Genomic DNA, 26,759 nt, shown 5'->3' on the forward strand with positions numbered 1-26,759 from the left:
GGACCGAGGGAAGAGGCGCGCGTGGCAGCCGGACCGACGACCGCGGAGAAGAGCGGCACCGGGAAGCGACCAGGATCGTCGGACCGGCAGCCCCGGCCGGAGGGCACGCGCGGCCGTTTCCGCCCGACCGGACTGCGGCTCGCCCTGATCGCCGCCGGCGTGCTGCTGCTCGCCGGCGGCACGGTCTGGGCCCTCTACGGATCGACCTGGTTCCGTGTGGAACGTGTGAAGACTTCGGGCACGGAGGTGCTCGCCGCGGCCGAGGTCGAGGCCGTCGCCGCCGTCCCGGTCGGCGCGCCGCTGGTCACCGTCGACACCGAAGCCATCGAGGCGCGACTCAGGGAGAAACTGCCCCGGATCGCCTCGGTCGACGTATTCCGGTCCTGGCCGCACGGAATCGGTCTGAAGGTGACCGAACGGAAACCGGTGCTCCTTCTGGAGAAGCGCGGATCATTCACCGAAGTGGACTCCGCCGCCGTCCCGTTCGCGACCGTCACCACTCCGCCCCGCGGAGTGCCCCGGCTCGTCCTCGACGCGGCCGCTTCGCCCAGCCTGCGGCGGTTCGACGCGGACCGCCTGCTGGCCGAGGCGGTGCGCGTTCGGAGTGAACTCCCGGACGCGATCGCGAAGGACACTCGTGTCGTACGCCTCTCCTCGTACGATTCCGTCACTCTGGAGCTGACCCGGGATCGCACCGTCTTCTGGGGGAGCGCCGAACACGGGCCCGCCAAGGCCCGGGTGCTCACCGCCCTCATGAAGGCGACCCCCAAAGCGGGGCACTTCGACGTAAGTGCCCCCAGCGCGCCCGCCTCGTCGGGGAGTTGACGCGCATCGGCGCTGGCCAGCACCCTGGTTGGCCAGCGCTACGGGTGATCACATAGGGTGAAAAGAAAAACGGGAGGTTCGGCGTGTTCGTTGAACGCGCGCCGCTTGTCGACTTAGTGTCCTGTTCGGAAGAGTCCAGCGAACAGAGACACTGGTAACCCTAAACTTCAACGTTAGGGTTGGGGTCGGCGCACGGACCACCCCATCGGCATCCGTCGTCGCGGCGCGCCAACCACCGCGCAATGACGACACGTAACTCGAGGCGAGAGGCCTTCGACGTGGCAGCACCGCAGAACTACCTCGCAGTCATCAAGGTCATCGGTGTCGGCGGCGGTGGTGTCAATGCCATCAACCGAATGATCGAGGTCGGTCTCAAGGGCGTCGAGTTCATCGCCATCAACACCGACGCGCAGGCACTGTTGATGAGCGACGCCGACGTCAAGCTCGACGTCGGCCGTGAACTGACCCGCGGCCTCGGGGCCGGGGCCAACCCCGCCGTCGGCCGCAAGGCGGCCGAGGACCACCGCGAGGAGATCGAGGAGGTCCTCAAGGGGGCCGACATGGTCTTCGTCACCGCCGGCGAGGGCGGCGGCACCGGCACCGGCGGCGCGCCCGTCGTCGCCAACATCGCGCGCTCGCTGGGCGCCCTGACGATCGGCGTGGTCACCCGCCCGTTCACCTTCGAGGGCCGCCGGCGCGCCAACCAGGCGGAGGACGGCATCGCCGAGCTCCGCGAAGAGGTCGACACCCTCATCGTCATCCCGAACGACCGCCTGCTGTCCATCTCGGACCGCCAGGTCTCGGTCCTCGACGCCTTCAAGTCGGCCGACCAGGTCCTGCTCAGCGGTGTCCAGGGCATCACCGACCTCATCACCACCCCGGGTCTGATCAACCTCGACTTCGCCGACGTCAAGTCGGTCATGTCCGAGGCGGGTTCCGCCCTCATGGGCATCGGTTCCGCCCGCGGCGACGACCGCGCGGTGGCCGCCGCCGAGATGGCGATCTCCTCGCCGCTCCTGGAGGCGTCCATCGACGGCGCCCGCGGTGTGCTCCTCTCCATCTCCGGCGGCAGCGACCTCGGCCTCTTCGAGATCAACGAGGCCGCCCAGCTGGTCAGCGAGGCCGCCCACCCGGAGGCCAACATCATCTTCGGCGCCGTCATCGACGACGCCCTCGGCGACGAGGTCCGGGTCACCGTCATCGCGGCCGGCTTCGACGGCGGCCAGCCGCCGGCCCGCCGGGACAACATCATCGGTTCGGTCTCCGCCAAGCGCGAGGAGCCGGCCCCGGCGCCCCGCGTCACCGAGACGCCCCGCCCGCTCGGCGGCCTCGGCACGGTGACCCCCCGCGAGGAGCCCGTCGCCCCTCCGGCCGAGCCGGCCCCGGCCGTCAGCGAGGCCCCGCTGCCGCCCGTCCCGCCGGTGGTCCCGCCGGCCCGCCCGTACACGGACAGCCCCGCCGAGGAGCTGGACGTGCCGGACTTCCTGAAGTGATAGGGCACCGCTTCACCACGAACGGCGCGCACTTCGCCTTCACCGACAGGTGGGGCGGGGTGAGCGCCGTTCCGTACGAGGAGCTCAACCTCGGCGGCGCCGTGGGCGACGACCCGGCGGCCGTCCGGGCCAACCGGGCCCGCGCCGCCGGGGAGCTGGGGCTCGACCCGTCGCTCGTCGTCTGGATGAACCAGGTCCACGGCGCCGGAGTCGCCGTGGTCGACGGAGCCTGGGAGGGCGGCGAGGCCGTCCCCGCCGTCGACGCGATCGTCACCACCCGCCGCGGACTCGGCCTCGCCGTCCTCACCGCGGACTGCGTCCCCGTCCTCCTCGCCGACCCGGTCGCCGGGGTCGTCGCCGCCGCCCACGCGGGGCGGCCGGGCATGATCGCCGGGGTCGTCCCCGCCGCCGTCGCCGCGATGACCGAGCTGGGCGCCGAGCCCGGCCGGATCACCGCCCGCACCGGACCCGCCGTCTGCGGACGCTGCTACGAGGTGCCCGAGGCGATGCGCGCCGAGGTCGCCGCCGTCGAACCCGACGCGTACGCCGAGACCTCCTGGGGCACCCCCGCCGTCGACGTCGCCGCCGGGGTCCGCGCCCAGCTGGCCCGGCTCGGGGTCACCGACGTCGAGGACGCCGGGGTCTGCACCCTGGAGTCCCCGGACCACTACTCGTACCGACGCGATCGCACCACAGGGCGACTCGCGGGATATGTCTGGTTGGGCAGGTAAGAGGCATGACGGACCGTAAGGCCGAACTCGCGGAGAACCTCGCGCGGGTGGAGGAGCGGATCGCGGCCGCGTGCGCCGCCGCCGGACGCCCCCGCGAGGAGGTGACCCTCATCGTGGTCACCAAGACCTACCCGGCGAGCGACGTGCGGATCCTGCACGGACTCGGGGTGCGGAACGTCGCGGAGAACCGCGACCAGGACGCCGCCCCCAAGGCGGCCGCCTGCGCCGACCTCGATCTCACCTGGCACTTCGTCGGTCAGTTGCAGACCAACAAGGTCAGATCTGTGGTGGGTTATGCCGATGTGGTGCAGTCCGTCGACCGGCTCAAGCTCGTCTCCTCCCTCTCCGCGGCCGCGGAGAGGGCCGGACGCGAACTCGGCTGCCTGATCCAGGTCGCCCTCGACGCCGAGGCCGGCGGCCGGGGCGACCGCGGCGGCGTGTCGCCGGACGGGATCGAGGAGTTGGCGGCCGCCGTCGACGCGGCGCCCGGACTGCGGCTCGGCGGCCTGATGACCGTCGCCCCGCTCGTCGGCGCGTACGCGGGCAGGCAACGGGCCGCCTTCGACCGGCTGATGGATTTGTCGACTGCCCTGCGCGCGACCCGTCCGGCTGCGAACATGGTGTCAGCGGGCATGAGTGCGGACCTCGAGGACGCCATCGCTGCCGGGGCGACACACGTACGCGTCGGTACGGCGGTACTCGGTGTCCGCCCGAAGCTCGGGTAACGTCGCGAAGCAGGTCGGACCACAGCAGAAAATATGGTCATTCCGCGAACGGCGGGGTGACCCGTGGATCGCGGGCACTTGGTGACGAGGCCGATCCACCACAGAGCGGAGGAATCGGAGCATGGCCGGCGCGATGCGCAAGATGGCGGTCTACCTCGGTCTCGTGGAGGACGATGGGTACGACGGGCGGGGCTTCGACCCCGACGACGACTTCGAGCCCGAGCTGGAGCCGGAGCCCGAGCGGGAGCGACGCCACACCCCGCCGCGCCAGATCGAGCGCGAGGAACCGGTGCGCGTGGTGCAGCCCCCCGCCCCCCGGGAACCGGTCGCCCACTCTGCCCCGGTACTCGCCGAAAGCGGTCGTCCGGCCCGAATTGCCCCCGTGGCATCCATCACACCCGAACGCCCGAGCCTGGAGAAGAACGCACCGGTGATCATGCCCAAGGTCGTGTCCGAGCGGGAGCCGTACCGCATCACCACACTGCACCCCCGGACCTACAACGAAGCCCGTACCATCGGGGAACACTTCCGCGAGGGCACCCCGGTGATCATGAACCTCACGGAGATGGACGACACGGACGCGAAGCGACTTGTCGACTTTGCCGCCGGACTCGTCTTCGGGCTCCATGGCAGCATTGAGCGCGTGACGCAGAAGGTGTTCCTGTTGTCGCCTGCTAACGTCGATGTCACGGCGGAGGACAAGGCCCGGATCGCAGAGGGCGGATTCTTCAACCAGAGCTGAGAACGAAACCGGACGGACCGGTCGCGGAAGCGGCCGGAGCAAGCTGAGAGCACGAGAGCCAGGGGAGAGGGAACCGCGGGATGGGTGTCGCACTGCAGGTGGTCTACATCGCGCTGATGTGCTTCCTCGTCTTCCTGATCTTCCGGCTGGTCATGGACTACGTCTTCCAGTTCGCCCGTTCATGGCAACCCGGCAAGGCGATGGTGGTCGTTCTGGAGGCCACCTACACTGTCACCGATCCACCGCTCAAGCTTCTGCGGCGGCTCATCCCGCCGCTGCGTCTCGGGGGCGTGGCACTCGACCTGTCCTTCTTCGTTCTGATGATCATCGTCTACATCCTCATCTCCGTCGTGAACTCCCTCGCGAGGTGAGTGTGGACGATACGGTCCTGCCGACTGCCGACGACTACGTAGAGGTGAAGAAGAGATGCCGCTGACCCCCGAGGACGTGCGGAACAAGCAGTTCACGACCGTCCGCCTTCGAGAAGGCTATGACGAGGACGAGGTCGATGCCTTTCTCGACGAGGTCGAGGCCGAGCTGACCCGCCTGCTCCGCGAGAACGAGGACCTGCGCGCCAAGCTGGCCGCCGCGACGCGCGCCGCCGCGCAGAACCAGCAGCAGGCCATGCGCAAGCCGCCGGAGCCGCAGGACCGTCCCGTCGGTCCCGGCGCGCCCGTGCCCGCGGCCATATCCGGTCCGCCGGTCCAGCAGCAGCCGCCGCAGATGGGCCCGCCGCAGCTGCCTTCCGGCGCTCCTCAGCTTCCCGCCGGCCCCATGCAGGGCGGACCCATGGGTCCCGGCCCGATGCAGGGCGGTCCGATGGGTCCCGGCCCGATGCAGGGCGGCCCCATGGGCCACCCGCAGCAGCAGATGCAGCCGCAGCCTCCGCAGCAGCCCGGCGGCGACAGCGCCGCGCGCGTGCTCTCGCTGGCCCAGCAGACCGCCGACCAGGCGATCGCCGAGGCCCGCTCCGAGGCGAACAAGATCGTCGGCGAGGCGCGCTCCCGCGCCGAGGGCCTGGAGCGGGACGCCCGCGCCAAGGCGGACGCTCTTGAGCGGGACGCGCAGGAGAAGCACCGCGTCGCGATGGGCTCCCTGGAGTCCGCCCGCGCCACGCTGGAGCGCAAGGTCGAGGACCTGCGCGGCTTCGAGCGCGAGTACCGGACCCGTCTGAAGTCCTACCTGGAGTCGCAGCTGCGTCAGCTGGAGACCCAGGCGGACGACTCGCTGGCCCCGCCGCGGACCCCGGCCACGGCCTCGCTGCCGCCGGCCCCGTCCATGGCGTCCGCCGGTGCCGGTGCGCCGTCCTACGGCGGCAACGGCCCGATGGGCGGCGGCCCGTCCATGGGCGGTGCCCCGTCCTACGGCGGCCAGCAGCAGATGTCCCCGGCGATGACGCAGCCGATGGCACCGGTGCGGCCGCAGGCGCCGCAGCCGATGCAGCAGGCGCCGGCGCCGATGCGGGGCTTTCTGATCGACGAGGACGACAACTGAGGCGGCGCCTGAGCGTGCGCTGAGCACGTAGCCGTCGGCAGCCGAAGGGCCAGGACTGGAGCGACTCCAGCCCCTGGCCCTTCGCCGTGCCCGGGGCGGGTGCACGCCCGCCCCGTGGCACGCGTAAGGGCCCCGCACTCCCGAGGGAGTGCGGGGCCCTTACGCGTGTGGGTCAGACCTTCCGGAGGTGGAAGGTGAGGGCGAGGGGCTCGTCCGTGAAGGCGGGGCCGTAGCCGTCGGAGGGGGCGCCCTCCGCGTAGTCCGTGGACAGGACCTCGTCCGCGATCAGGTCCGCGTGGGCCTGGAGCGCCTCCGTCGTCTCCGGGGAGGTCGAGACCCAGCGCAGCGCGATGCGGTCGGCGACGTCGAGGCCGCTGTTCTTGCGGGCCTCCTGGATCAGGCGGATCGCGTCACGGGCCAGGCCGGCGCGGCGCAGCTCGGGGGTGATCTCCAGGTCCAGCGCGACCGTCGCGCCGGAGTCGGAGGCGACCGACCAGCCCTCGCGCGGGGTCTCCGTGATGATGATCTCCTCGGGGGTGACGGTGATCGTCTCGCCGTTCACCTCGAGGGGAGCCTCGCCGTCCCGCAGGGCCAGCGCCAGCGCCGCCGCGTCGGCCGCGGCCACGGCCTTGGCGACGTCCTGGACGCCCTTGCCGAAGCGCTTGCCGAGGGCGCGGAAGTTCGCCTTGGCCGTGGTGTCGACCAGCGAGCCGCCCACCTCGGAGAGGGAGGCCAGGGAGGAGACGTTCAGCTCCTCCGTGATCTGCGCCTGGAGCTCGGGGGAGAGCGCCGCGAAGCCGTTCGCCGCCACCAGCGCGCGGGAGAGCGGCTGGCGGGTCTTCACGCCGGACTCGGCGCGGGTGGCGCGGCCGAGCTCGACGAGCCGGCGGACGAGGCCCATCTGTTCGGAGAGGGTGCCGTCGATGAGGGCGGCGTCGGCCTCCGGCCAGGTGGCGAGGTGGACCGACTCGGGGGCGCCCGGGGTGACCGGGACGACCAGGTCCTGCCAGACCCGCTCCGTGATGAAGGGGGTCAGCGGGGCCATCAGGCGGGTGACGGTCTCGACGACCTCGTGGAGGGTCCGCAGCGCGCCCTTGTCGCCCTGCCAGAAGCGGCGGCGGGAGCGGCGCACGTACCAGTTGGAGAGGTCGTCGACGAAGGCGGAGAGGAGCTTGCCGGTGCGCTGGGTGTCGTACGCCTCCATCGCCTCGGTGGCCTCGGCGACGAGCGTGTTCAGCTCGGAGAGCAGCCACCTGTCGAGGACGGACCGGTCGGCCGGGGCCGGGTCGGCGGCGGACGGCGCCCAGCCGGACGTACGGGCGTACAGGGCCTGGAAGGCGACCGTGTTCCAGTACGTGAGGAGGGTCTTGCGGACGACCTCCTGGATGGTGCCGTGGCCGACGCGGCGGGCCGCCCAGGGGGAGCCGCCGGCCGCCATGAACCAGCGGACGGCGTCGGCGCCGTGCTGGTCCATCAGCGGGATGGGCTGGAGGATGTTGCCGAGGTGCTTGGACATCTTGCGGCCGTCCTCGGCGAGGATGTGGCCGAGGCAGACCACGTTCTCGTACGAGGACTTGTCGAAGACCAGGGTGCCGACGGCCATCAGCGTGTAGAACCAGCCACGGGTCTGGTCGATGGCCTCGGAGATGAACTGGGCCGGGTAGCGGCTCTCGAACAGCTCCTTGTTCTGGTACGGGTAGCCGTACTGCGCGAACGGCATGGAGCCCGAGTCGTACCAGGCGTCGATGACCTCGGGGACGCGGACGGCTTCGAGGGAGCAGCCCTCGGCCGGGCACGTGAAGGTGACGTCGTCGATGTAGGGGCGGTGGGGGTCGAGCGAGGACTGGTCGGTGCCGGTCAGCTCGGTCAGCTCGGCGCGCGAGCCGACGCAGGTGAGGTGGCCCTCCTCGCAGCGCCAGATCGGCAGCGGGGTGCCCCAGTAGCGGTTGCGGGAGAGCGCCCAGTCGATGTTGTTGTTGAGCCAGTCGCCGAAGCGGCCGTGCTTGACGGAGTCCGGGAACCAGTTGGTGTTCTCGTTCTCCTCCAGCAGGCGGTCCTTGACGGCGGTCGTCCGGATGTACCAGGACGGCTGCGCGTAGTAGAGCAGGGCCGTGTGGCAGCGCCAGCAGTGCGGGTAGCTGTGCTCGTACGGCACGTGCTTGTAGAGCAGGCCGCGCGCGTCGAGGTCGGCGGTGAGCGCCTCGTCGGCCTTCTTGAAGAAGACGCCGCCGACCAGCGGCAGGTCCTCCTCGAAGGTGCCGTCCTGGCGGACCGGGTTGACCATCGGCAGGCCGTACGCCTTGCAGACCTTGAGGTCGTCCTCGCCGAAGGCGGGGGACTGGTGGACGAGACCGGTGCCGTCCTCGGTGGTGACGTACTCGGCGTTGACGACGTAGTGCGCCTCGGCGGGGAACTCGACGAGCTCGAAGGGGCGCTGGTAGGCCCAGCGCTCCATCTCCTTGCCGGTGAAGGACTCGCCGGTGGTGACCCAGCCCTCGCCGAGGGCCTTGTCGAGCAGCGGCTCGGCGACGACCAGGCGCTCGTCGCCGTCGGTGGCGACGACGTAGGTGACCTCGGGGTGGGCGGCGACGGCCGTGTTGGACACCAGGGTCCACGGGGTGGTCGTCCAGACGAGGAGCGCGGCCTTGCCGGCGAGCGGGCCGGAGGTCAGCGGGAAGCGGACGAAGACCGAGGGGTCGACGATCGTCTCGTAGCCCTGGGCGAGCTCGTGGTCGGAGAGGCCGGTGCCGCAGCGGGGGCACCAGGGGGCGACGCGGTGGTCCTGGACGAGCAGGCCCTTGTCGAAGATCTGCTTGAGCGACCACCAGACCGACTCGATGTACGAGGGGTCCATGGTGCGGTAGGCGTCGTCGAGGTCGACCCAGTAGCCCATGCGGGTCGTGAGCTCGGCGAAGGCGTCGGTGTGGCGGGTCACCGACTCGCGGCACTTCGCGTTGAACTCCGCGATGCCGTACGCCTCGATGTCCTTCTTGCCGGAGAAGCCGAGCTCCTTCTCGACGGCGAGCTCCACCGGGAGGCCGTGGCAGTCCCAGCCGGCCTTGCGGGCGACGTGGTAGCCGCGCATGGTGCGGAAGCGGGGGAAGACGTCCTTGAAGACGCGGGCCTCGATGTGGTGGGCGCCGGGCATGCCGTTGGCGGTCGGCGGGCCCTCGTAGAAGACCCATTCGGGGCGGCCCTCGGACTGCTCCAGGGTCTTGGCGAAGACCTTGTTCTCCTGCCAGAAGTCGAGCACGGCGTGCTCGAGCGCGGACAGGTCGACCTGGGCGGGCACCTGGCGGTACTGCGGCGTGGTCATGCGGCGGACTCTCCTCCGGACGGACATTTCCTGCTTCCGTCGGAGGGACGAGAGCCGTGCTCCCGCGGTACCACCCTCCTTGGCCCCGGACGTGACCGTCCGAAGCCCCCTCATTGGGGTCGCGACACCGGGTCTAGTCACCGCGCTTCGTGGTGCGTGTCCACGCGGCTTTCTTCCGGCAGCTCCGGGGTGATGCTTCGCATCGGGCTCGCCCCCGGGCTCTCACCGTCCCCGGGTCGCTCATGGCTCGCGTACGACGCTACTGGTCCCCATCGACGCCTCTCGCTGAGGCCAGTGTACGGGGCGCGGGGGCACCGGGCCGACCGGATTGCCGGTGACCCGAATGGCACAGGGGGCGGTCCGGGGTTGCCGGGGGCCATGTGGGGGAGCGGGCGGGCGGATAACCCGGCGGGGAGTTGGGCACCTCTTCCGACGGGTGCGCGCCGAGGGCCGCGGGGCGGGCGGAATGGGCGGCGTGCCCCGTTGCCGCGCGCCTTGGGCCGATTTATCGTCCCAGCACGATGCGCGAGCAAGATCACAAAATGTGAAGGGGCCGCGACATGGTGGCGAAGAAGACCGCCGCGAAGCAGTCCCCGGCCGCCGCCGGGGACCCCGGGTCCGCCGGTTCCCCGGGCGACCCCGGGGCCCCGGCGCGCAAGGCGTCGAAGCGGACGTCCGGGAAGAGGGCGTCCGCGGACGAGACGGCGGAGGCCCCGGCCGCCGCGTCCGCCCCCGCGGCGGCGCCGGCCGCGAAGAAGGCGGCGGCCAAGAAGGCGGCCGCCAAGAAGGCCGCGGTGAAGAAGACCGCGGCGAAGAAGACGGCCTCGAAGAAGACGGCCTCGAGGAAGGCGGCGGCCGGTGACGCCGACGCCGGGGGCGCGGTCGACGGAAGTGCCGGTGAGGGCGGGGGCGGGGTCCAGGAGGCTCCGGAGGGGGAGAAGTCCGTGAAGAAGGCCGTCGGCCGGAAGGCCGCCGCGAAGAAGCAGACAGGAGCCAGGACGGTGGCAGCGAAGAAGACCGCGGGTGGCGTCACGACCGCCGAGGACGAGGCGGCCGTGCCCCCGGCGCGTACCGGGGAGCTCGCGGTACGGCCCGGCGAGGACCCGTGGACGCCGGAGGAGGTCGCCGAGGCCCGCAGCGAGCTCCAGGCCGAGGTGCTGCGGCTGCGCAGCGAGCTGGCGCACTCCCAGGAGGAGCTGACCGGTCTGATGCGGGACTCCGGGGACGGGGCCGGCCAGGACGAGGCCGACACCGGCACCAAGAACATCACCCGCGAGCACGAGCTGGCCCTGGCCGCGAACGCCCGGGAGATGCTGGAGCAGTCCGAGCACGCACTGGAGCGGCTCGACGCGGGCACGTACGGCCTCTGCGAGGTCTGCGGCAAGCCCATCGGCAAGGCCCGCATGCAGGCGTTCCCCCGGGCCACCCTCTGCGTGGAGGACAAGCAGAAGCAGGAGCGGCGCGGCTAGGTCCCGTCCGGCCGTGCGCGCCGGGCGGGCCGGTCCGATCCGGTGGAAAGGGGCGGAAAGGGCCTGGCCCGGCGCACGGGCGGCGGTGGTACGGACTGCCGGTCTCGTACGCCTGTGCCGTACCCTCGGTGCACGGTCAGGCAACGAGGTTCGAGGGACTCACTCACGTGGCAGAGGCGGAGAGCGTCATCGGTACGCCGGATTCAGCAGGGGCCGAGGACTCGGCCGCCCCGGAGGAGCGGCCCGAGGGGGCTCCGAGGGGCAGGCGGCGGATCGTCGCGCTCTTCGTGGTGGCCGTCCTCGCCTACCTGATCGACCTCGGCAGCAAGATCGTCGTGGTGGAGAAGCTGGAGGGCCGCGAGCCGATCAAGGTCATCGGCGATCTGCTCCGCTTCGAGGCGATCCGCAACCCGGGCGCGGCCTTCGGCATGGGCGAGGCGTTCACCATCGTCTTCACCTGCATCGCGGCGGCCGTCATCGTGGTGATCATCCGGCTGGCCCGGAAGCTCTACAGCCTGCCCTGGGCGATCGCGCTGGGCCTGCTGCTCGGCGGCGCGCTGGGCAACCTCACGGACCGGCTGTTCCGCTCACCGGGCGTCTTCGAGGGCGCGGTGGTGGACTTCATCGCCCCGGCGCACTTCGCCGTCTTCAACCTCGCCGACTCGGCGATCGTCTGCGGCGGCATCCTGATCGTCATCCTGTCGTTCCGGGGCCTGGACCCGGACGGCACCGTCCACAAGGACTGAGCGGGCAGGACCGAGCACTCCCGGCACAAGGCATACTCGACGGGTGAGCACGAGTCCCGAGATCCGCACCCTGCCCGTTCCCGATGGCCTGGAGGGCGAGCGCGTCGACGCCGCCATCGCCCGTATGTTCGGGTTCTCCCGTACGAAGGCGGCCGAGCTCGCCGCGGCGGGGAAGGTCCAGGTCGACGGCGCCGTCGTCGGCAAGTCCGAGCGGGTGAGCGGCGGCGCGTGGCTGGAGGTCGAGATGCCGGGCGCCCCCGCGCCCGTGCAGATCGTCGCCGAGCCCGTGGAGGGCATGGAGATCGTCCACGACGACGACGACATCGTGGTGATCATGAAGCCGATCGGGGTCGCCGCGCATCCCAGCCCCGGCTGGACCGGCACCACCGTGATCGGCGGCCTCGCCGCCGCCGGCTACCGGATCTCCACCTCCGGCGCCGCCGAGCGCCAGGGCATCGTGCACCGCCTCGACGTCGGCACCTCCGGCCTGATGGTGGTCGCCAAGTCCGAGTACGCGTACACCTCGCTCAAGCGCCAGTTCAAGGAGCGCACGGTCGACAAGCGCTACCACGCGCTGGTCCAGGGCCACCCGGACCCGCTGAGCGGCACCATCGACGCGCCCATCGGCCGGCACCCGAACCACGACTACAAGTGGGCCGTGACCGCCGACGGCAAGCCGTCCGTCACCCACTACGACCTGATCGAGGCGTACCGGGCGGCCTCGCTGCTCGACATCAAGCTGGAGACCGGCCGCACCCACCAGATCCGGGTGCACATGTCGGCCCACCGCCACCCCTGCGTCGGCGACCTCACCTACGGCGCCGACCCGACCATGGCCAAGCGGCTCGGGCTGACCCGCCAGTGGCTGCACGCGGTCCGGCTGGGCTTCGAGCACCCGGGCGACGGGAAGTGGGTCGAGTTCGCCTCCACCTACCCGGCCGACCTCCAGACCGCCCTCGACCGCATCGAGGCGGAGAGCCGGTGACCGAGGCGTACACGGTCCGCGAGGCCGTCGGCGAGGCCGATCTGGAGGCGTGCTTCGCGGTCCGCCGCGCGGTCTTCGTCGAGGAGCAGGGCGTCCCGGCGGAGCTGGAGTACGACGCGTACGACTCCACCGCCGTGCACGTCCTCGCGGTCCGGGCGGACGGGGTGCCGCTGGGCACCGGCCGGCTGCTGCACGGGGCCGACGCGGCCGGGAAGACCGGCGGGGACGCCTCGGTGGGCTCGCTCGGCCGGCTCGCGGTCGCCGGGGTGGCGCGCGGCCTCGGGGTCGGCGCGGCACTGGTCCGGGCGATCGAGGACGCGGCCCGCGCGCGCGGCCTGACCGCCGTCGACCTGCACGCCCAGACCCGGGCCCTCGGCTTCTACGAACGGCTGGGCTACGCGGCGTACGGCGGGGAGTTCCCGGACGCGGGGATCCCGCACCGGGCGATGCGGCGGGCGCTCTAAAGGTCCCCACGCCCGTTCCCGCGCCCGTCCCCGGACGCGTTCCCGGACGCGTTCCCGGGCGCCGGTTCGCGGACGACTGTCTCCGGACACGACGGAGGGCCTGGTCCGGTGGACAGGCCCTTGCTGATTCCCGGGGCGGTTCGTGGCGCGCCCGGGGCGTGGTGTGTGGGGCGGCGGCTACTTCCAGGTGTGGCAGCCGTGCGGCCGTTCGGTGACGGGGCCGGTGCACTGGCCGCTCTGGCCTCCACCGTTTCCGCCGTTGGTGGGCGGGTGAGGTGCCGCCAGCGCTGCCGAGCCGGCGCCGAGCACGCCCGCGACGGCGAGCATGAGGGCTGCCGCGCGGCGCCCGAGGGACTGCTTCAGCATGACATCCTCCTCGCAGTGGCCGGAATGTCCCTTTTATGATATGCCTTCGATCTTCGACCGGCTCGAGGGGACACCGTGGACCAGCTCGCCCTGCTGTTCTTGCTGCTGCTCGGGGCGGTGCTCACCGTGCCTCTCGGCGACCGGCTGGGGCTGCCCGCGCCGGTCCTGATGACGCTGCTCGGGATCGTGCTGGCCCTGCTGCCGTTCGTGCCGAACGTCGACATCCCGCCCGAGTTCATCCTGCCGCTGGTGCTGCCGCCGCTGCTCTACGCCTCCGTGCAGCGCACCTCCTGGCGGCAGTTCGCGGCCAACCGGCGGCCGATCTTCCTGCTCGCGGTCGCCCTGGTCTTCGTCACCACGGCCGCCGTCGGCGCGGTCGCGGACGCGCTGGTCCCCGGCATCCCGCTGGCCGCCGCGCTCGCGCTCGGCGCCCTGGTCGCGCCGCCCGACCCGGTCGCGGCGACCGCCGTGGCCGGCTCGCTCGGGCTGCCCCGGCGGCTGGTGTCGATCCTGGAGGGCGAGGGGCTCTTCAACGACGTCACCGCGATCGTGCTCTACCACGTGGCCGTCGCGGCGGTGGTGAGCGGTGAGTTCTCCTGGCCGGAGGCGCTCGGCGAGCTGGTCCTGTCGGCGGTCGTCGCGGTCGCCGTCGGCCTGGGGCTCGGCTGGGTCACCAACAGGCTGATGGCCTTCCTCGGCGACGCCACCCTCCAGACCGGCCTCACCCTCCTCGTCCCCTTCGTCTCCTATGTGATCGCCGAGGAGCTGCACGGCTCCGGGGTGCTCGCGGTCCTGGTCACCGCGCTCTTCCTCGCCGAGTACGCGGTCGACGCCGACGACGTGATGGGGCGGCTCGCCGGGCAGACCTTCTGGGAGGTCGTCGACACCCTCGTCACCGGCATCGCCTTCGGCCTCATCGGTCTCGAACTGATCCATGTCTTCGGCGTCGCGGAGGGACGGGCCGGCGAGATGCTCGGCTGGGGCGCCGTGATCGTCGTCGTGGTCGTCGGGGTCCGGCTGCTGTGGCTGCTGCCCGCCACCTGGCTGGCGAAGCGGCTGCACGACCGCAGGGACGTGGCCGAGGAGATCCCGATGAGCTGGCGGGAGACGGTCGTCATGTGGTGGTCCGGGATGCGCGGGGTGGCCTCGGTGGCGCTGGCCCTGGCCATCCCGCGGACCACCGAGGACGGCTCGCCCTTCCCCGGCCGGGACGAGCTGGTCTTCCTCGCCTTCTGCGTGATCATGGCGACGCTGGTCGCCCAGGGGCTCACCCTGCCCTGGCTGGTGCGCAGGCTCGGGGTGAAGGCCGACGCGGACGCCGAGCGGGCCTTCGAGCGGGAGCTCGCCGTCCGCGCCGCGAAGGCGGCCAAGCGGCGGCTCAAGGAGATCGAGGAGGTCGAGGAGCTGCCCGAGGAGATCGCCGAACGACTCCAGCGCGGGGCCTTCGACATCGGGGCCCGGATCAGCCCGGACATGGTCGACGAGGAACGGCGGGCCGCCTTCACGGAGCGGGCCGAGCGGGTGAGGAAGCTCCAGTCGATCCAGCGGGAGCTGATGTCCGCCGCCCGGCACGCCGTCCTCTCCGCGCGCAGCGAGCCGGGCGCCGACCCCGAGGTGGTGGACCGGGTGCTGCGGCAGCTGGACGTCCGCTCACTGCGCTGACCTGGGGGTTCCCACGGCCTGACGGGGGCGGGTGGCAGGATGGCGGGATGGACATCATGCTTTTCCACTCGGTGTACGGGAAGCGCCCGGCCGTGGAGGCCGCCGCCGACCGGCTTCGGGCCGCCGGCCACCAGGTGTGGGTGCCGGACCTCTTCGACGGCTGGACCACCGACTCGGTGGAGGCGGCCATGGCGAAGAAGGACGAGATCGGCTCGGACGAGCTGCTGAAGCGCGCGGTGCTCGCCGCGGCCCCCTACTCGGAGCGCGGGCTCGTCTACGCCGGCTTCTCCTTCGGGGCCTCGGTGGCGCAGACGCTGGCGCTCGGCGACGAGAAGGCGCGCGGGCTGCTGCTCCTCCACGGCACCTCGGACCTGGCGCCGAACGCGTCGGTGGACGAGCTGCCGGTCCAGCTGCACGTGGCCGAGCCCGACCCGTTCGAGACGGACGACTGGCTGTCCGCCTGGTACCTCCAGATGGGGAAGGCCGGGGCGGACGTGGAGATCTACCGGTACCGGGGCGCCGGGCACGTGTACACGGACCCGGAGCTGCCGGACTGGGACGCCGAGGCCGCGGAGCGGACCTGGGCGATCGCGCTCGACTTCCTCGACGGGCTGGACGAGGAGCGCTGACGGGGACGGCCCCCGGGGGAGTCCCCCGGGGGCCGTTCGGACGTGGACGGGCCGTCAGGCGCGGTACGCGGTCCAGTGGTCGTTCATCCGGGTCACCTGGCCCGTGGTGAACTGGTACATGCACGCGTCGTACGTGTAGTCCATGAAGTTGTGGATCGGGTCCACACCGGTCTTGGAGGCGCAGGAGTCACGGCCGGTCGGGCACTCGTAGGCCGGGGACTTCTCGGCCGGGGTGTCGGCGACGTAGTCGCCGTTGCCGTTACAGCCGCCCTGGAAGGTGTGGTACAGGCCCATCCAGTGGCCGACCTCGTGGGTGGCGGTGTCGCCCTGGTTGTAGTTGGCCGCCGAGCCGCCCGGCAGGGAGGCGTCGAGCAGGACCACGCCGTCCATGGACGGGTTGGACTGGTACGAGGACGGGAAGGTCGCCCAGCCGAGCAGGCCGCCGCTGAGGTTGGCGGTGTAGATGTTCAGCGCGTTCGCGCCGCCCTGGCGGAGGGACTGCTTCATCGCCTTCTCGGCGGTGGAGCCGGAGGCCAGGTTGTACCAGGACGCGTTGTCCGTGTAGGTGGTGCCGGCGAGCGAGAACTGGAAGCCGGTGTTCACGTTGCCGGTGCCCTGGCCGCCGAAGGCCGCGTTGAGCACGTTCATCTGGTTGTTGATGTCCGTGGCGCTCAGCTTGCCGGTCGTGCCGCTGTGGACGACGTGGAAGTAGACCGGGATGGTGGCGCCCGCGGTGGCGGCCGTGGCGGAGAGCCGGCCGCTCGACTTCAGCGCCGAGAGCTTCTTGCTCAGGTCGGCGTCCATGGCCTTGGCCTGGGCGGCGGAGATCTCACCCGGCTCGTGGGCGTGGGCGTCGGCGCCCTTCTCCTTGCGGGCGCCGGACAGGGCGGCCGTGTCGTCGGCGCACTCCTCGGCGGAGGCGCCGGCCAGGGTCGGGGACGCCTGGGCGACGACGGGCGCGGAGAACGGCGCCAGGGCCAGGGTTCCGGCCAGGACGGCGGTGCCGAGTACACGACGTGAGGTACGCGGCGATATACGGACAAGAGCACGCACAGGTGACTCCTCGCGGGGGGTTGTGGGGAGGTACTTCCTCGCCACGGCGGGGAGATTACGCGTCCATGTCAGACACCGTTGAGCGGTGATCAGGCCCAATCAATCGGAGGGCAATTGGGGACATCGGGAAGAAAATTTTGGGCGGCTTCCGGAGTTTGAGACAGCGGCGTAACAGAAGCTGCGCCGGAGGCGGGTGGTGTGTCCGGATTCGAGACCTCGTGACCACCACCCGCCGTAGCCATGTGATCTTCCGTTAACACGGACGATCATGGCTGAAAATCGACGGTGATGCGGCGATCAGATGACCGGCTGGTACACCCGCTCGACGCGCTGCGTTCCGCTGAGCGTCCGGTAGGAGCGGGCCCAGGACGTGGTCGCGGCCGGGTCGCGCTTGTCGGAGACCGTGTAGTAGTCCATCTGCGAGCGCTCGGCGGTCACGTCGAGGACGCCATACCCGTGGTGGTCCATGTCCACCCACTTCACATGCCGGTTGGCCGTCCGCACCGCGCCCGCGGCCACCACCGAGAGGGTGCCCGGAGCCACGTTCAGCATGTCGTCGAGGTTGTCCGAGGTCACCGAGGTGACCACGAACTCGGTGGCCACCGACGCGGAGAGCGGGTACGTGGCCGCCCTGGCCGGCACGTCGTTGGCCCACGCCATGTGGATGTCGCCGGTCAGGAAGACGGTGTTCCTGATCCCCCGGGAGCTCAGGTGCGCCAGCAGCTCCTTGCGGTCGTCGGTGTAGCCGTCCCACTGGTCGACGTTGACCGCGATCCCCTCGGTCGGCAGCCCCATCAGCTCGGCGAGCGGCTCCAGGAGGTACGCGGGCAGCGAGCCGAAGGCCACCGGCGAGATCATCACCGAGGTGCCGACCAGCTGCCAGGCGGCGTCCGAACCGGCCAGCCCGGACTTCAGCCAGTCGAGCTGCGCGCGACCGGTGATCGTACGCTCCGGGTCGTCGACCGTGCCGGAGCCCGTCTTCGCCGGGGCGGAGCGGAAGGAGCGCAGGTCGAGCAGGTGCAGATCGGCCAGCCTGCCGAAGCGGATCCGCCGGAAGACCGTGCCCTCCGTGGAGGAGCGGACCGGCATCCACTCGAAGTAGGCCCGCTTGGCGGCGGCGACCCGGGCGGCCCAGTCGCCCTCGGTGCCGGGGGTGTGGTTCTCCGCGCCGCCGGTCCAGGCGTCGTTGGCGAACTCGTGGTCGTCCCAGATCGCCACCATCGGGTGGGCGGCGTGCAGCGCCTGGAGGTCGGGGTCCGTCTTGTACCGGCCGTGCCGGGTGCGGTAGTCGGCCAGGGAGACGATCTCGTGGCGCGGCTCGTGCGGCCGGACGGTGTCCCCGGCCTCCGGGTAGACCCCGCTCGCGTACTCGTAGATGTAGTCGCCCAGGTGCAGGACCGCGTCCAGGTCGGCGCGGCCGGCCAGGTGGCGGTACGCGGAGAAGTGGCCGGCCTCGAAGTTGGCGCAGGACACCACGCCGAAGCGGACGCCCGGCGCGGCGGCGTCGACGGCCGGGGCGGTGCGGGTCCGGCCGGCCGCCGAGACCGTGGTGCCGGCGGTGAAGCGGAAGAAGTAGGCGGTGGCCGGGCGCAGTCCGCGGACGTCGGCCTTGACCGTGTGGTCGGCGGCGGCGGACGCGGTGGTCGAACCCGAGGCGACGACCCGGGTGAAGGAGCGGTCCTCGGCCACCTCCCAGTCGACGCGGACGTCCGCGCCGAGGCCGGAGCCGGGCACGGCCTCCGGGGAGGGGGTGACGCGCGTCCAGAGCAGGACGCCGTCGGGCAGCGGGTCACCGGAGGCGACACCGTGCAGGAAGGCGGGCGCCGGGGCGTCCGCGAGGGCCGGCGCGGCCGCGCCGAGCAGCGCGGGGGTGGCGACGGCGGTGACGGCGGCGGCCTTGACGACCGTGCGCCGCGTGGGGGCAGGAGATATGGAGTGACTGGTCACGGCCAGTCAGATTACTGACGGGTACAAAAGGTTGACCCCGAAATCCGGAAAGTTCTCCCGGGGTTCGCCCGCCGCTCACGAGGTTTTCCGGAGTCCTTGCCTCCGCATGCCCTCTTCTCCCGGAATCCGGTCGCCCGGCGCCCTCCGGAGGCGCCCGTCGTCCCCGGCCCGCGCGGGGCCGGGGAGCGTACGAGGGGAGGTCAGCCCGCGAGGAGCGGGGTGAGCGCGGCGTTGAACTCCTCGACCGTCAGCGGCGGGTTCTGCGAGCCCTGGGCGGTCAGCGTCTTGCCGTCCATCTTCAGCGTCGGGGTGCCCGTCACACCGCTCTTGTCGAAGGTCTTCGACATCTTCATCGCCCAGGCGTCGAAGGTGCCGTCCTCCACGTGCTTCCTGAAGGCGGCGTTGCCCTTCAGCGCCGGGACCGTGTCCGCGACCTCCAGCAGGTAGGAGTCCTTCGCGAACTTGTCCTCGCTCTCCTCCGGGTGCCACTTCGCGGAGTAGAGCGCCGCCTTGTAGTCGAGGAACGCCTCCGGGCTGACGTCCAGCGCCGCGCCCAGCGCGGACAGGGCGTTCTTCGAGCCCTCGCCCTTGTCCATGTTGTCGATGAAGGTCGCGCCCACGTACTTGACCTTGTACTTGCCGGCCTCGACGTCCTTCTCCACGGTGGAGCCGACGGACTGCTCGAAGGTCGCGCAGACCGGGCAGCGCGAGTCCTCGTACAGCTCCAGGGTCTTCTTCGCCGACGCCTTGCCGACGACGACCGTGGTGCCGTTCTCGCCCTCGGTGTTCTTCGGGGCCGTGATCGTCTTCGCGTCGGCGGCGGTTTCCCACGCGGAGGGCTGGTTGGCCTGGACGACCGCGTAGCCGATGCCGCCGGCCGCGGCGAGCACCGCCACCGCCGAGACACCGACGATCAGCTGCCGGCGGGCCCGGTCCTTCTTCGCCTGCGCCTCGCGCTCGGCGCGCAGACGCTCGCGGGCGGCAGCCTTGTTGGCCTGGTTGTTGCGTGCACTCATGATCGTGAATCTCCGGAAGGAAAAAAGGGGTGGAACGGGGGGATCGTGCGCTCAGACGAGAGCGAGGGATCCCCGCGGCGGCCCCCGCCGCCCCACGGAGTGCACCAGCGGCCGGGCCCGGGACACGCGCGGCCGGGGCCGCGGACGCGCCGCACCCGGCGCGGCCGGACGATCCGCGCCCGCCAGGGCCACGAGGAGCTCCAGCGGACGGAAGGCCGAGGCGGCCACCGCGCCGAGCAGCCGCACCAGTGCCCGCTCCCCGCCGCGCAGCCAGCCGGCCGCCGAGAGGCCGACCAGCACATGGGCGCCGAGCAGCAGCCACGGCAGTGCCGGATCGGGGGAGGAGAGCACCGCGGCGGCCGCGCCGTCGGGCGCCACCACACCGGGCAGCGGCGTGCCGACCGCCCCGCCGCACAGCACCTCGACGCCGAAGGAGCGCAGCGCGCCGGCGACCGGTCCGCCGGCGGGGCCGTAACAGACCGCCTGGCCGGAGGTGAAGAGCGTGTCGGCGGCCAGCTCCAGCGGGACGAGCAGCCCCGCGATCGGGCCGAAGCCGCGCTCCCGGCCGGCCAGCGCGTACGCCACGGCGAAGACGCCGACGGCGACCGGGACGACCGTGCCCAGCGGCAGCGGGACGCGCGAGAGCAGCACATGGGAGGCCACGGACAGCGTCACGACCAGTGCCGTGAAGACCGCCGCCCGCAGCGCCCTCAGCCGCGTCCCTGCCATGTCCATTGCCGAAGAGTCTGCCACGCCGGGTCGTAAGGGGTCCCTAAGGAGGAGCTGTGGGCCCCGTCAGAAGCCCCGTATCCGTCCGTTCCGGAAGAGGTCCACGAAGATCTGGTGGTCGGCACGCGCGCGTGCCCCGTACGCGTGGGCGAACTCCACCAGCAGCTCCGCGAAGCCCTCCTCGTCGGCCGCGATCGCGCCGTCGATGGCCCGCTCGGTGGAGAACGGCACCAGCGAGTGGCCGCTGGACTCGTCCGCCGCCGCGTGCATGGTCGCGGTCGCCCGGCCCAGGTCGGCCACGGTCGCCGCGATGTCCTGCGGGTCGTCGATGTCGGACCAGTCCAGGTCCACCGCGTACGGCGACACCTCGGCGACCAGCTGCCCGGCGCCGTCCAGCTCCGTCCACCCCAGCCACGGGTCGGCGTGCGCCTGCAGCGCCCGCTGCGAGATCACCGTGCGGTGCCCCTCGTGCCGGAAGTAGCCCCGCACCGCCGGGTCCGTGACGTGGCGCGAGACCGCCGGGGTCTGCGCCTGCTTGAGGTAGATCACGACGTCGTTCTCCAGGGCGTCGCTGTGCCCCTCCAGGAGGATGTTGTACGAGGGGAGGCCGGCCGAGCCGATGCCGATCCCGCGCCGCCCGACCACGTCCTTCACCCGGTACGAGTCCGGGCGGACCAGGCTCGACCGCGGCAGCGTCTCCAGATAGCCGTCGAAGGCCGCCAGCACCTTGTAGCGGGTCGCCGCGTCCAGCGGGATCGCGCCGCCGCCGGCGGCGAAGCGGCGCTCGTACTCCCGTATCTCGGTCATCGAGTCGAGCAGCCCGAAGCGGGTCATCGCGCGGGCCTCGCGCAGCGCCCCGAGGAGCGCGCCGTCGGCGGTCTCCAGGGTGAAGCCGGGCACCTCGTCGCCCTTGGCGCCGGTGGCCAGGGCGTGGATCCGCTCCCGGTAGGCCGCCGCGTAGATCCGGACCAGCTGGGTGATCTGCTCGTCGCTGAGCGCCTTGGAGTAGCCGATCAGGGCGAGGGAGGCGGCGAGCCGCTTGAGGTCCCAGGTGAAGGGCCCCACGTACGCCTCGTCGAAGTCGTTCACGTTGAAGACCAGGCGTCCGTTGGCGTCCATGTAGGTGCCGAAGTTCTCCGCGTGGAGGTCGCCGTGGATCCACACCCGGCCGGTCCGCTCGTCCAGGAACGGGCCGCCCCGGGTCTCCCGCTCCAGGTCCTGGTAGAAGAGGCAGGCGGTGCCCCGGTAGAAGGCGAAGGCGGATCCGGCCATCTTCCGGAACTTGACCTTGAAGGCCGCCGGGTCGGCGGCGAGCAGCTCGCCGAAGGCGGTGTCGAAGACGGCGAGGATCTGCTCACCGCGCTCGGCGGCGGCGGGCTGGGGGACCGGCATCGAAGGTGCCTCCTGTGCGGGACTGGTCATGACAAATGGGGACAGGTGTTCCCTGACTCACAACGCGCGACGGTACCGGCCGGTGCCCGCCTCCTGTCACTCGTGCGACGTAGACTTCGACGCTGTCCCCCCAGAAGTTCATAGTCGGAGGCACCCCCTGTGACCAAGCCGCCCTTCACGCACCTCCACGTCCACACCCAGTACTCCCTGCTGGACGGTGCCGCGCGGCTGAAGGACATGTTCAACGCGTGCAACGAGATGGGCATGACCCATATCGCCATGTCCGACCACGGCAACCTGCACGGCGCCTACGACTTCTTCCACAGCGCCAAGAAGGCGGGGGTCACGCCGATCATCGGCATCGAGGCGTACGTCGCCCCCGAGTCCCGGCGGAACAAGCGCAAGATCCAGTGGGGCCAGCCGCACCAGAAGAAGGACGACGTCTCCGGCTCCGGCGGCTACACCCACAAGACGATCTGGGCGGCGAACGCCACCGGACTGCACAACCTCTTCAAGCTCTCCTCCGACGCCTACGCCGAGGGCTGGCTCCAGAAGTGGCCCCGGATGGACAAGGAGACCATCTCCCAGTGGTCGGAGGGCCTGATCGCCTCCACCGGCTGCCCCTCCGGCGAGCTCCAGACCCGGCTGCGCCTCGGCCAGTTCGACGAGGCCCTGAAGTCGGCCTCCGAGTACCAGGACATCTTCGGCAAGGACCGCTACTTCCTGGAGCTGATGGACCACGGCATCGAGATCGAGCGCCGGGTCCGCGACGGCCTGCTGGAGATCGGCAAGAAGCTCGGCATCCCGCCGCTGGTCACCAACGACTCGCACTACACCTACGCGCACGAGGCGACCGCCCACGACGCGCTGCTCTGCATCCAGACCGGCAAGAACCTCTCCGACCCGGACCGCTTCAAGTTCGACGGCACGGGCTACTACCTGAAGTCCACGGACGAGATGTACGCCATCGACTCCTCGGACGCCTGGCAGGAGGGGTGCGCCAACACGCTCCTGGTCGCCGAGCAGGTCGACACCACCGGCATGTTCGAGGCCAAGAACCTCATGCCGAAGTTCGACATCCCGGAGGGCTACACCGAGGTCACCTGGTTCCGCGCGGAGACCATGAAGGGCATGCACCGGCGCTTCCCGAACGGGATCCCCGAGGACCGCATGAAGCAGGTCGAGTACGAGATGGACACCATCATCTCGATGGGCTTCCCGGGCTACTTCCTCGTCGTCGCCGACTTCATCATGTGGGCCAAGAGCCAGGGCATCGCCGTGGGCCCCGGCCGAGGCTCCGCGGCCGGCTCGATCGTCGCGTACGCCATGGGCATCACCGACCTCGACCCGATCCCGCACGGCCTGATCTTCGAGCGCTTCCTCAACCCCGAGCGCATCTCGATGCCCGATGTCGACATCGACTTCGACGAGCGCCGGCGCGTCGAGGTGATCCGCTACGTGACCGAGAAGTACGGCGCCGACAAGGTCGCCATGATCGGCACCTACGGCAAGATCAAGGCCAAGAACGCGATCAAGGACTCCGCGCGCGTGCTGGGCTACCCGTACGCCATGGGCGACCGGCTCACCAAGGCCATGCCCGCCGACGTCCTCGGCAAGGGCATCGACCTCGACGGCATCACCAACCCCTCCCACCCGCGCTACAGCGAGGCGGGCGAGATCCGGGCGATGTACGAGAACGAGCCCGACGTGAAGAAGGTCATCGACACCGCCAAGGGCGTCGAGGGCCTGGTCCGCCAGATGGGCGTGCACGCCGCCGGCGTGATCATGTCCAGCGAGCCGATCGTCGACCACGCCCCGATCTGGGTGCGGCACACCGACGGCGTCACCATCACGCAGTGGGACTACCCGCAGTGCGAGTCGCTCGGCCTGCTGAAGATGGACTTCCTCGGCCTGCGCAACCTCACGATCATGGACGACGCCGTCAAGATGGTGAAGGCCAACAAGGGGATCGACCTCGACCTCCTGGCCCTGCCGCTCGACGACCCCAAGACCTTCGAGCTGCTCCAGCGCGGCGACACCCTCGGCGTCTTCCAGTTCGACGGCGGCCCCATGCGGTCCCTGCTGCGGCTGATGAAGCCCGACAACTTCGAAGACATCTCCGCCGTGTCCGCGCTCTACCGCCCGGGCCCGATGGGCATGAACTCGCACACCAACTACGCCCTGCGCAAGAACGGCCAGCAGGAGATCACCCCGATCCACCCCGAGCTGGAGAAGCCGCTCGAAGAGGTGCTCGCGGTCACCTACGGTCTGATCGTCTACCAGGAGCAGGTGCAGAAGGCCGCCCAGATCATCGCCGGCTACTCGCTCGGCGAGGCCGACATCCTCCGCCGCGTCATGGGCAAGAAGAAGCCCGACGAGCTGGCGAAGAACTTCACCATCTTCCAGGCCGGCGCCCAGAAGAACGGCTACAGCGACGAGGCCATCCAGGCCCTCTGGGACGTGCTGGTCCCCTTCGCCGGCTACGCCTTCAACAAGGCGCACTCCGCCGCGTACGGCCTGGTCTCCTACTGGACCGCCTACCTCAAGGCGAACTACCCCGCCGAGTACATGGCGGGCCTGCTGACCTCGGTCAAGGACGACAAGGACAAGTCCGCGGTCTACCTCAACGAGTGCCGCCGCATGGGCATCAAGGTCCTCCCGCCGAACGTCAACGAGTCGGAGGCGAACTTCGCCGCCCAGGGCGACGACGTCATCCTCTTCGGCCTCACCGCCGTCCGGAACGTCGGCGCCAACGTCGTCGAGTCGATCATCAAGAGCCGCAAGGCCAAGGGGAAGTACTCCTCCTTCCCCGACTTCCTCGACAAGGTCGAGGCCGTGGTCTGCAACAAGCGCACCATCGAGTCGCTGATCAAGGCCGGCGCCTTCGACACCATGGGCCACACCCGCAAGGGCCTGGTCGCCCAGCACGAGCCCATGATCGACAACGTGGTGGCGGTCAAGCGCAAGGAGGCCGAGGGACAGTTCGACCTCTTCGGCGGCATGGGTGAGGAGGACAGCAGCGAGCCCGGCTTCGGCCTGGACGTCACCTTCACCGACGACGAGTGGGACAAGACCTACCTGCTCGCGCAGGAGCGCGAGATGCTCGGCCTGTACGTCTCCGACCACCCGCTCTTCGGCCTGGAGCACGTCCTCTCCGACAAGACCGACGCCGGCATCTCCCAGCTCACCGGCGGCGAGCACGCCGACGGCGCGGTCGTCACCATCGGCGGCATCATCTCCGGCCTCCAGCGGAAGATGACCAAGCAGGGCAACGCCTGGGCCATCGCCACCGTCGAGGACCTGGCCGGCTCCATCGAGTGCATGTTCTTCCCGGCCACCTACCAGCTGGTCTCCACCCAGCTCGTCGAGGACGCCGTCGTCTTCGTCAAGGGCCGGCTCGACAAGCGCGAGGACGTGCCCCGGCTGGTCGCCATGGAGCTGATGGTCCCCGACCTCTCCAACGCCGGGACCAACGCCCCCGTGATCCTCACCATCCCCGCCCTCAAGGTCACCCCGCCGATGGTGAGCCGGCTGGACGAGATCCTCCGCCACCACAAGGGCAACACCGAGGTGCGGATCAAGCTCCAGGGCCCCCGCTCCACCACCGTGCTCCGGCTCGACCGCCACCGGGTCCAGCCCGACCCCGCCCTCTTCGGCGACCTGAAGGTGCTGCTCGGCCCGTCCTGCCTGGCCGGCTGACCGGTCCGCACACGCGCAAGGGGCGCGCCCGTCGTCACGGGCGCGCCCCTTTGCCGTCTTCCGGGCGTCAGTCGTGCGTCAGTTGTGACCGAAGCGCTTCTGACGGCCCTTCCGTGCCATGTCACCGGGGGTGACCTGGGAGGCACGGCTCTCGGCCTGGGACTCCATCGACGACTGCTGCGCCTGCTGGGCACCGCGCTCGGCCGGCGACTGCTGCTGCTTCTGACGGTTCTGGTTGCGGTTCTTGGCCATGGGGATGATGCCTCCTCGAAGGGATCTAGGGGCCAGGGCCGCTGTCAGACTCACATACGGGAGAAAGCGCCGCATGTTGGATCATTACGGTGTGTGAGGGCGCCGCGCGCGGCGGCCGGTTCCGGTTCCGCCACGCCGATGATCCAGTTCCGGCCGTCAACCCCCCGGCCGTCGGGCAGACTCGATGGAACCCGGAGCACCTGAGATCCCGAGTCCGGCCGAGATCCGAAAGAAGGTGGAGCACGTGGACCGATGCGTCGTCCTGGTGGACGCCGGCTATCTGCTGGGGGCCGCCGCCAGCCTGCTCGCCGGGGACTCGTCCCGGTCCCGCATCAGCGTGGACCACGCCGGGCTCATCCAGCAGCTGCGTGAACGGGCCGAGATCGAGACCGGCCTCCCGCTGCTGCGGATCTACTGGTTCGACGGCGCCCCCGACCGGGTGCCCCAGCCCGAACACCGCCGGCTCCGCGTCATGCCCCGGGTCACCGTCCGGCTGGGCGCCCTGACCCGCAGCGACGGCCGCTGGGCGCAGAAGGGCGTCGACGCGGCCATGCACACCGAGCTCACCGAACTGGCCCGCAACCGCGCCTGCTCCGACATCGTCCTCGTCACCGGCGACGGCGACCTGCTCCCCGGCCTGATGTCCGCCAAGGAACACGGCGTCGCCGTCCACCTCTGGGCCGTCCAGGCCGCCGACGGCGACTACAACCAGTCCGAGGACCTGGTCGCCGAGGCCGACGAGCGCCGGGTCCTCGACCGGACCTGGATCACCCGGGCCGTCCGCGCCAAGGACCTCACCGGCGTCTGCGCCCCGCCGCCGGTGCCCCGCCCCGAGATCGCCGCCATCCTCTCCGCCCCGCTCCCCGAGTCCGCCCTCGCCTCCGCCGAGCGGGCCGCCGAGGCCGCCACCCGGAACGGGCGCCCGGCCGACGGGGCCCCCGCCCCCGCCGCGGCCGGCCACGGACCCGCCGCCGCCCCCGCCCCCGCCGCCGGCAGGACCGTCCCCACCCCCAAGGACCTCGCC

At 71.2% G+C, this 26,759-nt stretch carries 23 protein-coding genes; 15 read left to right on the forward strand and 8 right to left on the reverse strand.

Features of this window, described 5'->3' with window-relative positions:
* Window positions 1-21: 21 nt before the first annotated feature.
* The 7 genes from IF73_RS0113425 (at window position 22) to IF73_RS0113455 (ending at window position 6,010) form a co-directional block, all read left to right on the forward strand.
* Window positions 22-825 carry a cell division protein FtsQ/DivIB gene (locus tag IF73_RS0113425; RefSeq protein ID WP_031007119.1) on the forward strand — a complete coding sequence of 268 codons (804 nt, stop codon included), beginning with the start codon at window positions 22-24 and terminating at the stop codon, window positions 823-825.
* Window positions 826-1,103: 278 nt separating this feature from the next.
* A complete protein-coding gene (gene ftsZ / locus IF73_RS0113430) occupies window positions 1,104-2,318 on the forward strand; it encodes a cell division protein FtsZ (protein ID WP_031007123.1) in 1,215 nt (404 codons plus the stop codon).
* Window positions 2,315-3,049: a peptidoglycan editing factor PgeF gene (gene pgeF, locus IF73_RS0113435; protein ID WP_031007126.1), complete on the forward strand. Its 735-nt coding sequence runs from the start codon at window positions 2,315-2,317 to the stop codon at window positions 3,047-3,049. Before ftsZ ends, pgeF begins: the two co-directional genes overlap by 4 nt.
* A gap of 5 nt (window positions 3,050-3,054) precedes the next feature.
* Window positions 3,055-3,774, forward strand: coding sequence for a YggS family pyridoxal phosphate-dependent enzyme (locus IF73_RS0113440; protein ID WP_031007128.1), 720 nt, complete (start codon window positions 3,055-3,057; stop codon window positions 3,772-3,774).
* 121 nt (window positions 3,775-3,895) lie between these two features.
* Window positions 3,896-4,516: a cell division protein SepF gene (locus IF73_RS0113445; RefSeq protein WP_031007130.1), complete on the forward strand. Its 621-nt coding sequence runs from the start codon at window positions 3,896-3,898 to the stop codon at window positions 4,514-4,516.
* An 80-nt stretch (window positions 4,517-4,596) separates the two neighbouring features.
* Window positions 4,597-4,887, forward strand: a complete 291-nt coding sequence (locus IF73_RS0113450) for a YggT family protein (RefSeq protein ID WP_031007132.1) — start codon at window positions 4,597-4,599, stop codon at window positions 4,885-4,887.
* 55 nt (window positions 4,888-4,942) lie between these two features.
* The gene (locus IF73_RS0113455; RefSeq protein WP_031007135.1) at window positions 4,943-6,010 is read left to right on the forward strand and encodes a DivIVA domain-containing protein; all 1,068 of its coding nucleotides are present in this window, start codon (window positions 4,943-4,945) and stop codon (window positions 6,008-6,010) included.
* A gap of 172 nt (window positions 6,011-6,182) precedes the next feature.
* Here the strand turns inward: IF73_RS0113455 and ileS are convergent, their stop codons facing one another.
* Window positions 6,183-9,326, reverse strand: coding sequence for an isoleucine--tRNA ligase (gene ileS / locus IF73_RS0113460; protein WP_031007137.1), 3,144 nt, complete (start codon window positions 9,324-9,326; stop codon window positions 6,183-6,185).
* A 560-nt stretch (window positions 9,327-9,886) separates the two neighbouring features.
* Between ileS and IF73_RS0113465 the strand changes: the two genes are divergently transcribed.
* From IF73_RS0113465 to IF73_RS0113480, 4 genes are all read left to right on the forward strand, one after another.
* Window positions 9,887-10,795 carry a TraR/DksA family transcriptional regulator gene (locus tag IF73_RS0113465; RefSeq protein ID WP_031007140.1) on the forward strand — a complete coding sequence of 303 codons (909 nt, stop codon included), beginning with the start codon at window positions 9,887-9,889 and terminating at the stop codon, window positions 10,793-10,795.
* A 167-nt stretch (window positions 10,796-10,962) separates the two neighbouring features.
* Window positions 10,963-11,541: a signal peptidase II gene (gene lspA, locus IF73_RS0113470; protein WP_031007142.1), complete on the forward strand. Its 579-nt coding sequence runs from the start codon at window positions 10,963-10,965 to the stop codon at window positions 11,539-11,541.
* A gap of 43 nt (window positions 11,542-11,584) precedes the next feature.
* Window positions 11,585-12,526: an RluA family pseudouridine synthase gene (locus IF73_RS0113475; RefSeq protein ID WP_031007143.1), complete on the forward strand. Its 942-nt coding sequence runs from the start codon at window positions 11,585-11,587 to the stop codon at window positions 12,524-12,526.
* The gene (locus tag IF73_RS0113480; RefSeq protein WP_031007145.1) at window positions 12,523-12,990 is read left to right on the forward strand and encodes a GNAT family N-acetyltransferase; all 468 of its coding nucleotides are present in this window, start codon (window positions 12,523-12,525) and stop codon (window positions 12,988-12,990) included. The genes IF73_RS0113475 and IF73_RS0113480 overlap by 4 nt, the downstream gene beginning before the upstream one ends.
* A gap of 177 nt (window positions 12,991-13,167) precedes the next feature.
* On the opposite strand, the gene IF73_RS0113485 is transcribed toward IF73_RS0113480, so the two are convergent.
* Window positions 13,168-13,356 carry a hypothetical protein gene (locus tag IF73_RS0113485; RefSeq protein WP_031007147.1) on the reverse strand — a complete coding sequence of 63 codons (189 nt, stop codon included), beginning with the start codon at window positions 13,354-13,356 and terminating at the stop codon, window positions 13,168-13,170.
* A 75-nt stretch (window positions 13,357-13,431) separates the two neighbouring features.
* Here IF73_RS0113485 and IF73_RS0113490 point away from each other — a divergent pair, with 75 nt between their 5' ends.
* Entirely contained in the window at window positions 13,432-15,018 is a 1,587-nt protein-coding gene (locus IF73_RS0113490) for a Na+/H+ antiporter (protein ID WP_031007150.1), read from the forward strand.
* A gap of 47 nt (window positions 15,019-15,065) precedes the next feature.
* Window positions 15,066-15,647: a dienelactone hydrolase family protein gene (locus IF73_RS0113495; protein WP_031007152.1), complete on the forward strand. Its 582-nt coding sequence runs from the start codon at window positions 15,066-15,068 to the stop codon at window positions 15,645-15,647.
* Between the two features lie 54 nt (window positions 15,648-15,701).
* Here IF73_RS0113495 and IF73_RS0113500 read toward each other — a convergent pair whose 3' ends face one another.
* From IF73_RS0113500 to IF73_RS0113520, 5 genes are all read right to left on the reverse strand, one after another.
* Window positions 15,702-16,700 (reverse strand): zinc metalloprotease, encoded by a 999-nt coding sequence (locus IF73_RS0113500; RefSeq protein ID WP_063833424.1) that lies wholly within the window; start codon window positions 16,698-16,700, stop codon window positions 15,702-15,704.
* Window positions 16,701-16,997: 297 nt separating this feature from the next.
* On the reverse strand, window positions 16,998-18,647 hold the full coding sequence (locus IF73_RS0113505) for an alkaline phosphatase D family protein (RefSeq protein ID WP_031007156.1): 1,650 nt from the start codon (window positions 18,645-18,647) through the stop codon (window positions 16,998-17,000).
* A 200-nt stretch (window positions 18,648-18,847) separates the two neighbouring features.
* The gene (locus IF73_RS0113510; protein ID WP_031007157.1) at window positions 18,848-19,663 is read right to left on the reverse strand and encodes a DsbA family protein; all 816 of its coding nucleotides are present in this window, start codon (window positions 19,661-19,663) and stop codon (window positions 18,848-18,850) included.
* Between the two features lie 51 nt (window positions 19,664-19,714).
* The gene (locus IF73_RS0113515) at window positions 19,715-20,398 is read right to left on the reverse strand and encodes a hypothetical protein (RefSeq protein WP_031007159.1); all 684 of its coding nucleotides are present in this window, start codon (window positions 20,396-20,398) and stop codon (window positions 19,715-19,717) included.
* 60 nt (window positions 20,399-20,458) lie between these two features.
* The gene (locus tag IF73_RS0113520) at window positions 20,459-21,784 is read right to left on the reverse strand and encodes a DUF2252 domain-containing protein (protein ID WP_031007162.1); all 1,326 of its coding nucleotides are present in this window, start codon (window positions 21,782-21,784) and stop codon (window positions 20,459-20,461) included.
* A 159-nt stretch (window positions 21,785-21,943) separates the two neighbouring features.
* Between IF73_RS0113520 and dnaE the strand changes: the two genes are divergently transcribed.
* The gene (gene dnaE, locus IF73_RS0113525; RefSeq protein WP_031007164.1) at window positions 21,944-25,483 is read left to right on the forward strand and encodes a DNA polymerase III subunit alpha; all 3,540 of its coding nucleotides are present in this window, start codon (window positions 21,944-21,946) and stop codon (window positions 25,481-25,483) included.
* 78 nt (window positions 25,484-25,561) lie between these two features.
* On the opposite strand, the gene IF73_RS41425 is transcribed toward dnaE, so the two are convergent.
* Window positions 25,562-25,735, reverse strand: coding sequence for a hypothetical protein (locus IF73_RS41425; protein WP_189945183.1), 174 nt, complete (start codon window positions 25,733-25,735; stop codon window positions 25,562-25,564).
* Window positions 25,736-25,970: 235 nt separating this feature from the next.
* Here IF73_RS41425 and IF73_RS0113535 point away from each other — a divergent pair.
* A partial coding sequence (locus tag IF73_RS0113535) for an NYN domain-containing protein (protein WP_199806642.1) occupies window positions 25,971-26,759 on the forward strand: 789 nt, incomplete at its 3' end.

Origin of the sequence: Streptomyces sp. NRRL F-5727 (assembly GCF_000719555.1) — a bacterium.
Lineage (GTDB): Bacteria > Actinomycetota > Actinomycetes > Streptomycetales > Streptomycetaceae > Streptomyces.

What these genes read in the sequence shown, in the direction of transcription:
- IF73_RS0113440 (WP_031007128.1), top strand. Translation starts at nt 3,055, where the DNA reads ATGACGGACCGTAAGGCCGAACTCGCGGAGAACCTCGCGCGGGTGGAG.
- IF73_RS0113445 (WP_031007130.1), top strand. Translation starts at nt 3,896, where the DNA reads ATGGCCGGCGCGATGCGCAAGATGGCGGTCTACCTCGGTCTCGTGGAG.
- IF73_RS0113450 (WP_031007132.1), top strand. Translation starts at nt 4,597, where the DNA reads ATGGGTGTCGCACTGCAGGTGGTCTACATCGCGCTGATGTGCTTCCTC.
- IF73_RS0113455 (WP_031007135.1), top strand. Translation starts at nt 4,943, where the DNA reads ATGCCGCTGACCCCCGAGGACGTGCGGAACAAGCAGTTCACGACCGTC.
- ileS (WP_031007137.1), bottom strand. Translation starts at nt 9,326, where the DNA reads ATGACCACGCCGCAGTACCGCCAGGTGCCCGCCCAGGTCGACCTGTCC.
- IF73_RS0113465 (WP_031007140.1), top strand. Translation starts at nt 9,887, where the DNA reads ATGGTGGCGAAGAAGACCGCCGCGAAGCAGTCCCCGGCCGCCGCCGGG.
- IF73_RS0113485 (WP_031007147.1), bottom strand. Translation starts at nt 13,356, where the DNA reads ATGCTGAAGCAGTCCCTCGGGCGCCGCGCGGCAGCCCTCATGCTCGCC.
- IF73_RS0113495 (WP_031007152.1), top strand. Translation starts at nt 15,066, where the DNA reads ATGGACATCATGCTTTTCCACTCGGTGTACGGGAAGCGCCCGGCCGTG.
- IF73_RS0113510 (WP_031007157.1), bottom strand. Translation starts at nt 19,663, where the DNA reads ATGAGTGCACGCAACAACCAGGCCAACAAGGCTGCCGCCCGCGAGCGT.
- IF73_RS0113515 (WP_031007159.1), bottom strand. Translation starts at nt 20,398, where the DNA reads ATGGACATGGCAGGGACGCGGCTGAGGGCGCTGCGGGCGGCGGTCTTC.
- IF73_RS0113520 (WP_031007162.1), bottom strand. Translation starts at nt 21,784, where the DNA reads ATGCCGGTCCCCCAGCCCGCCGCCGCCGAGCGCGGTGAGCAGATCCTC.
- IF73_RS41425 (WP_189945183.1), bottom strand. Translation starts at nt 25,735, where the DNA reads ATGGCCAAGAACCGCAACCAGAACCGTCAGAAGCAGCAGCAGTCGCCG.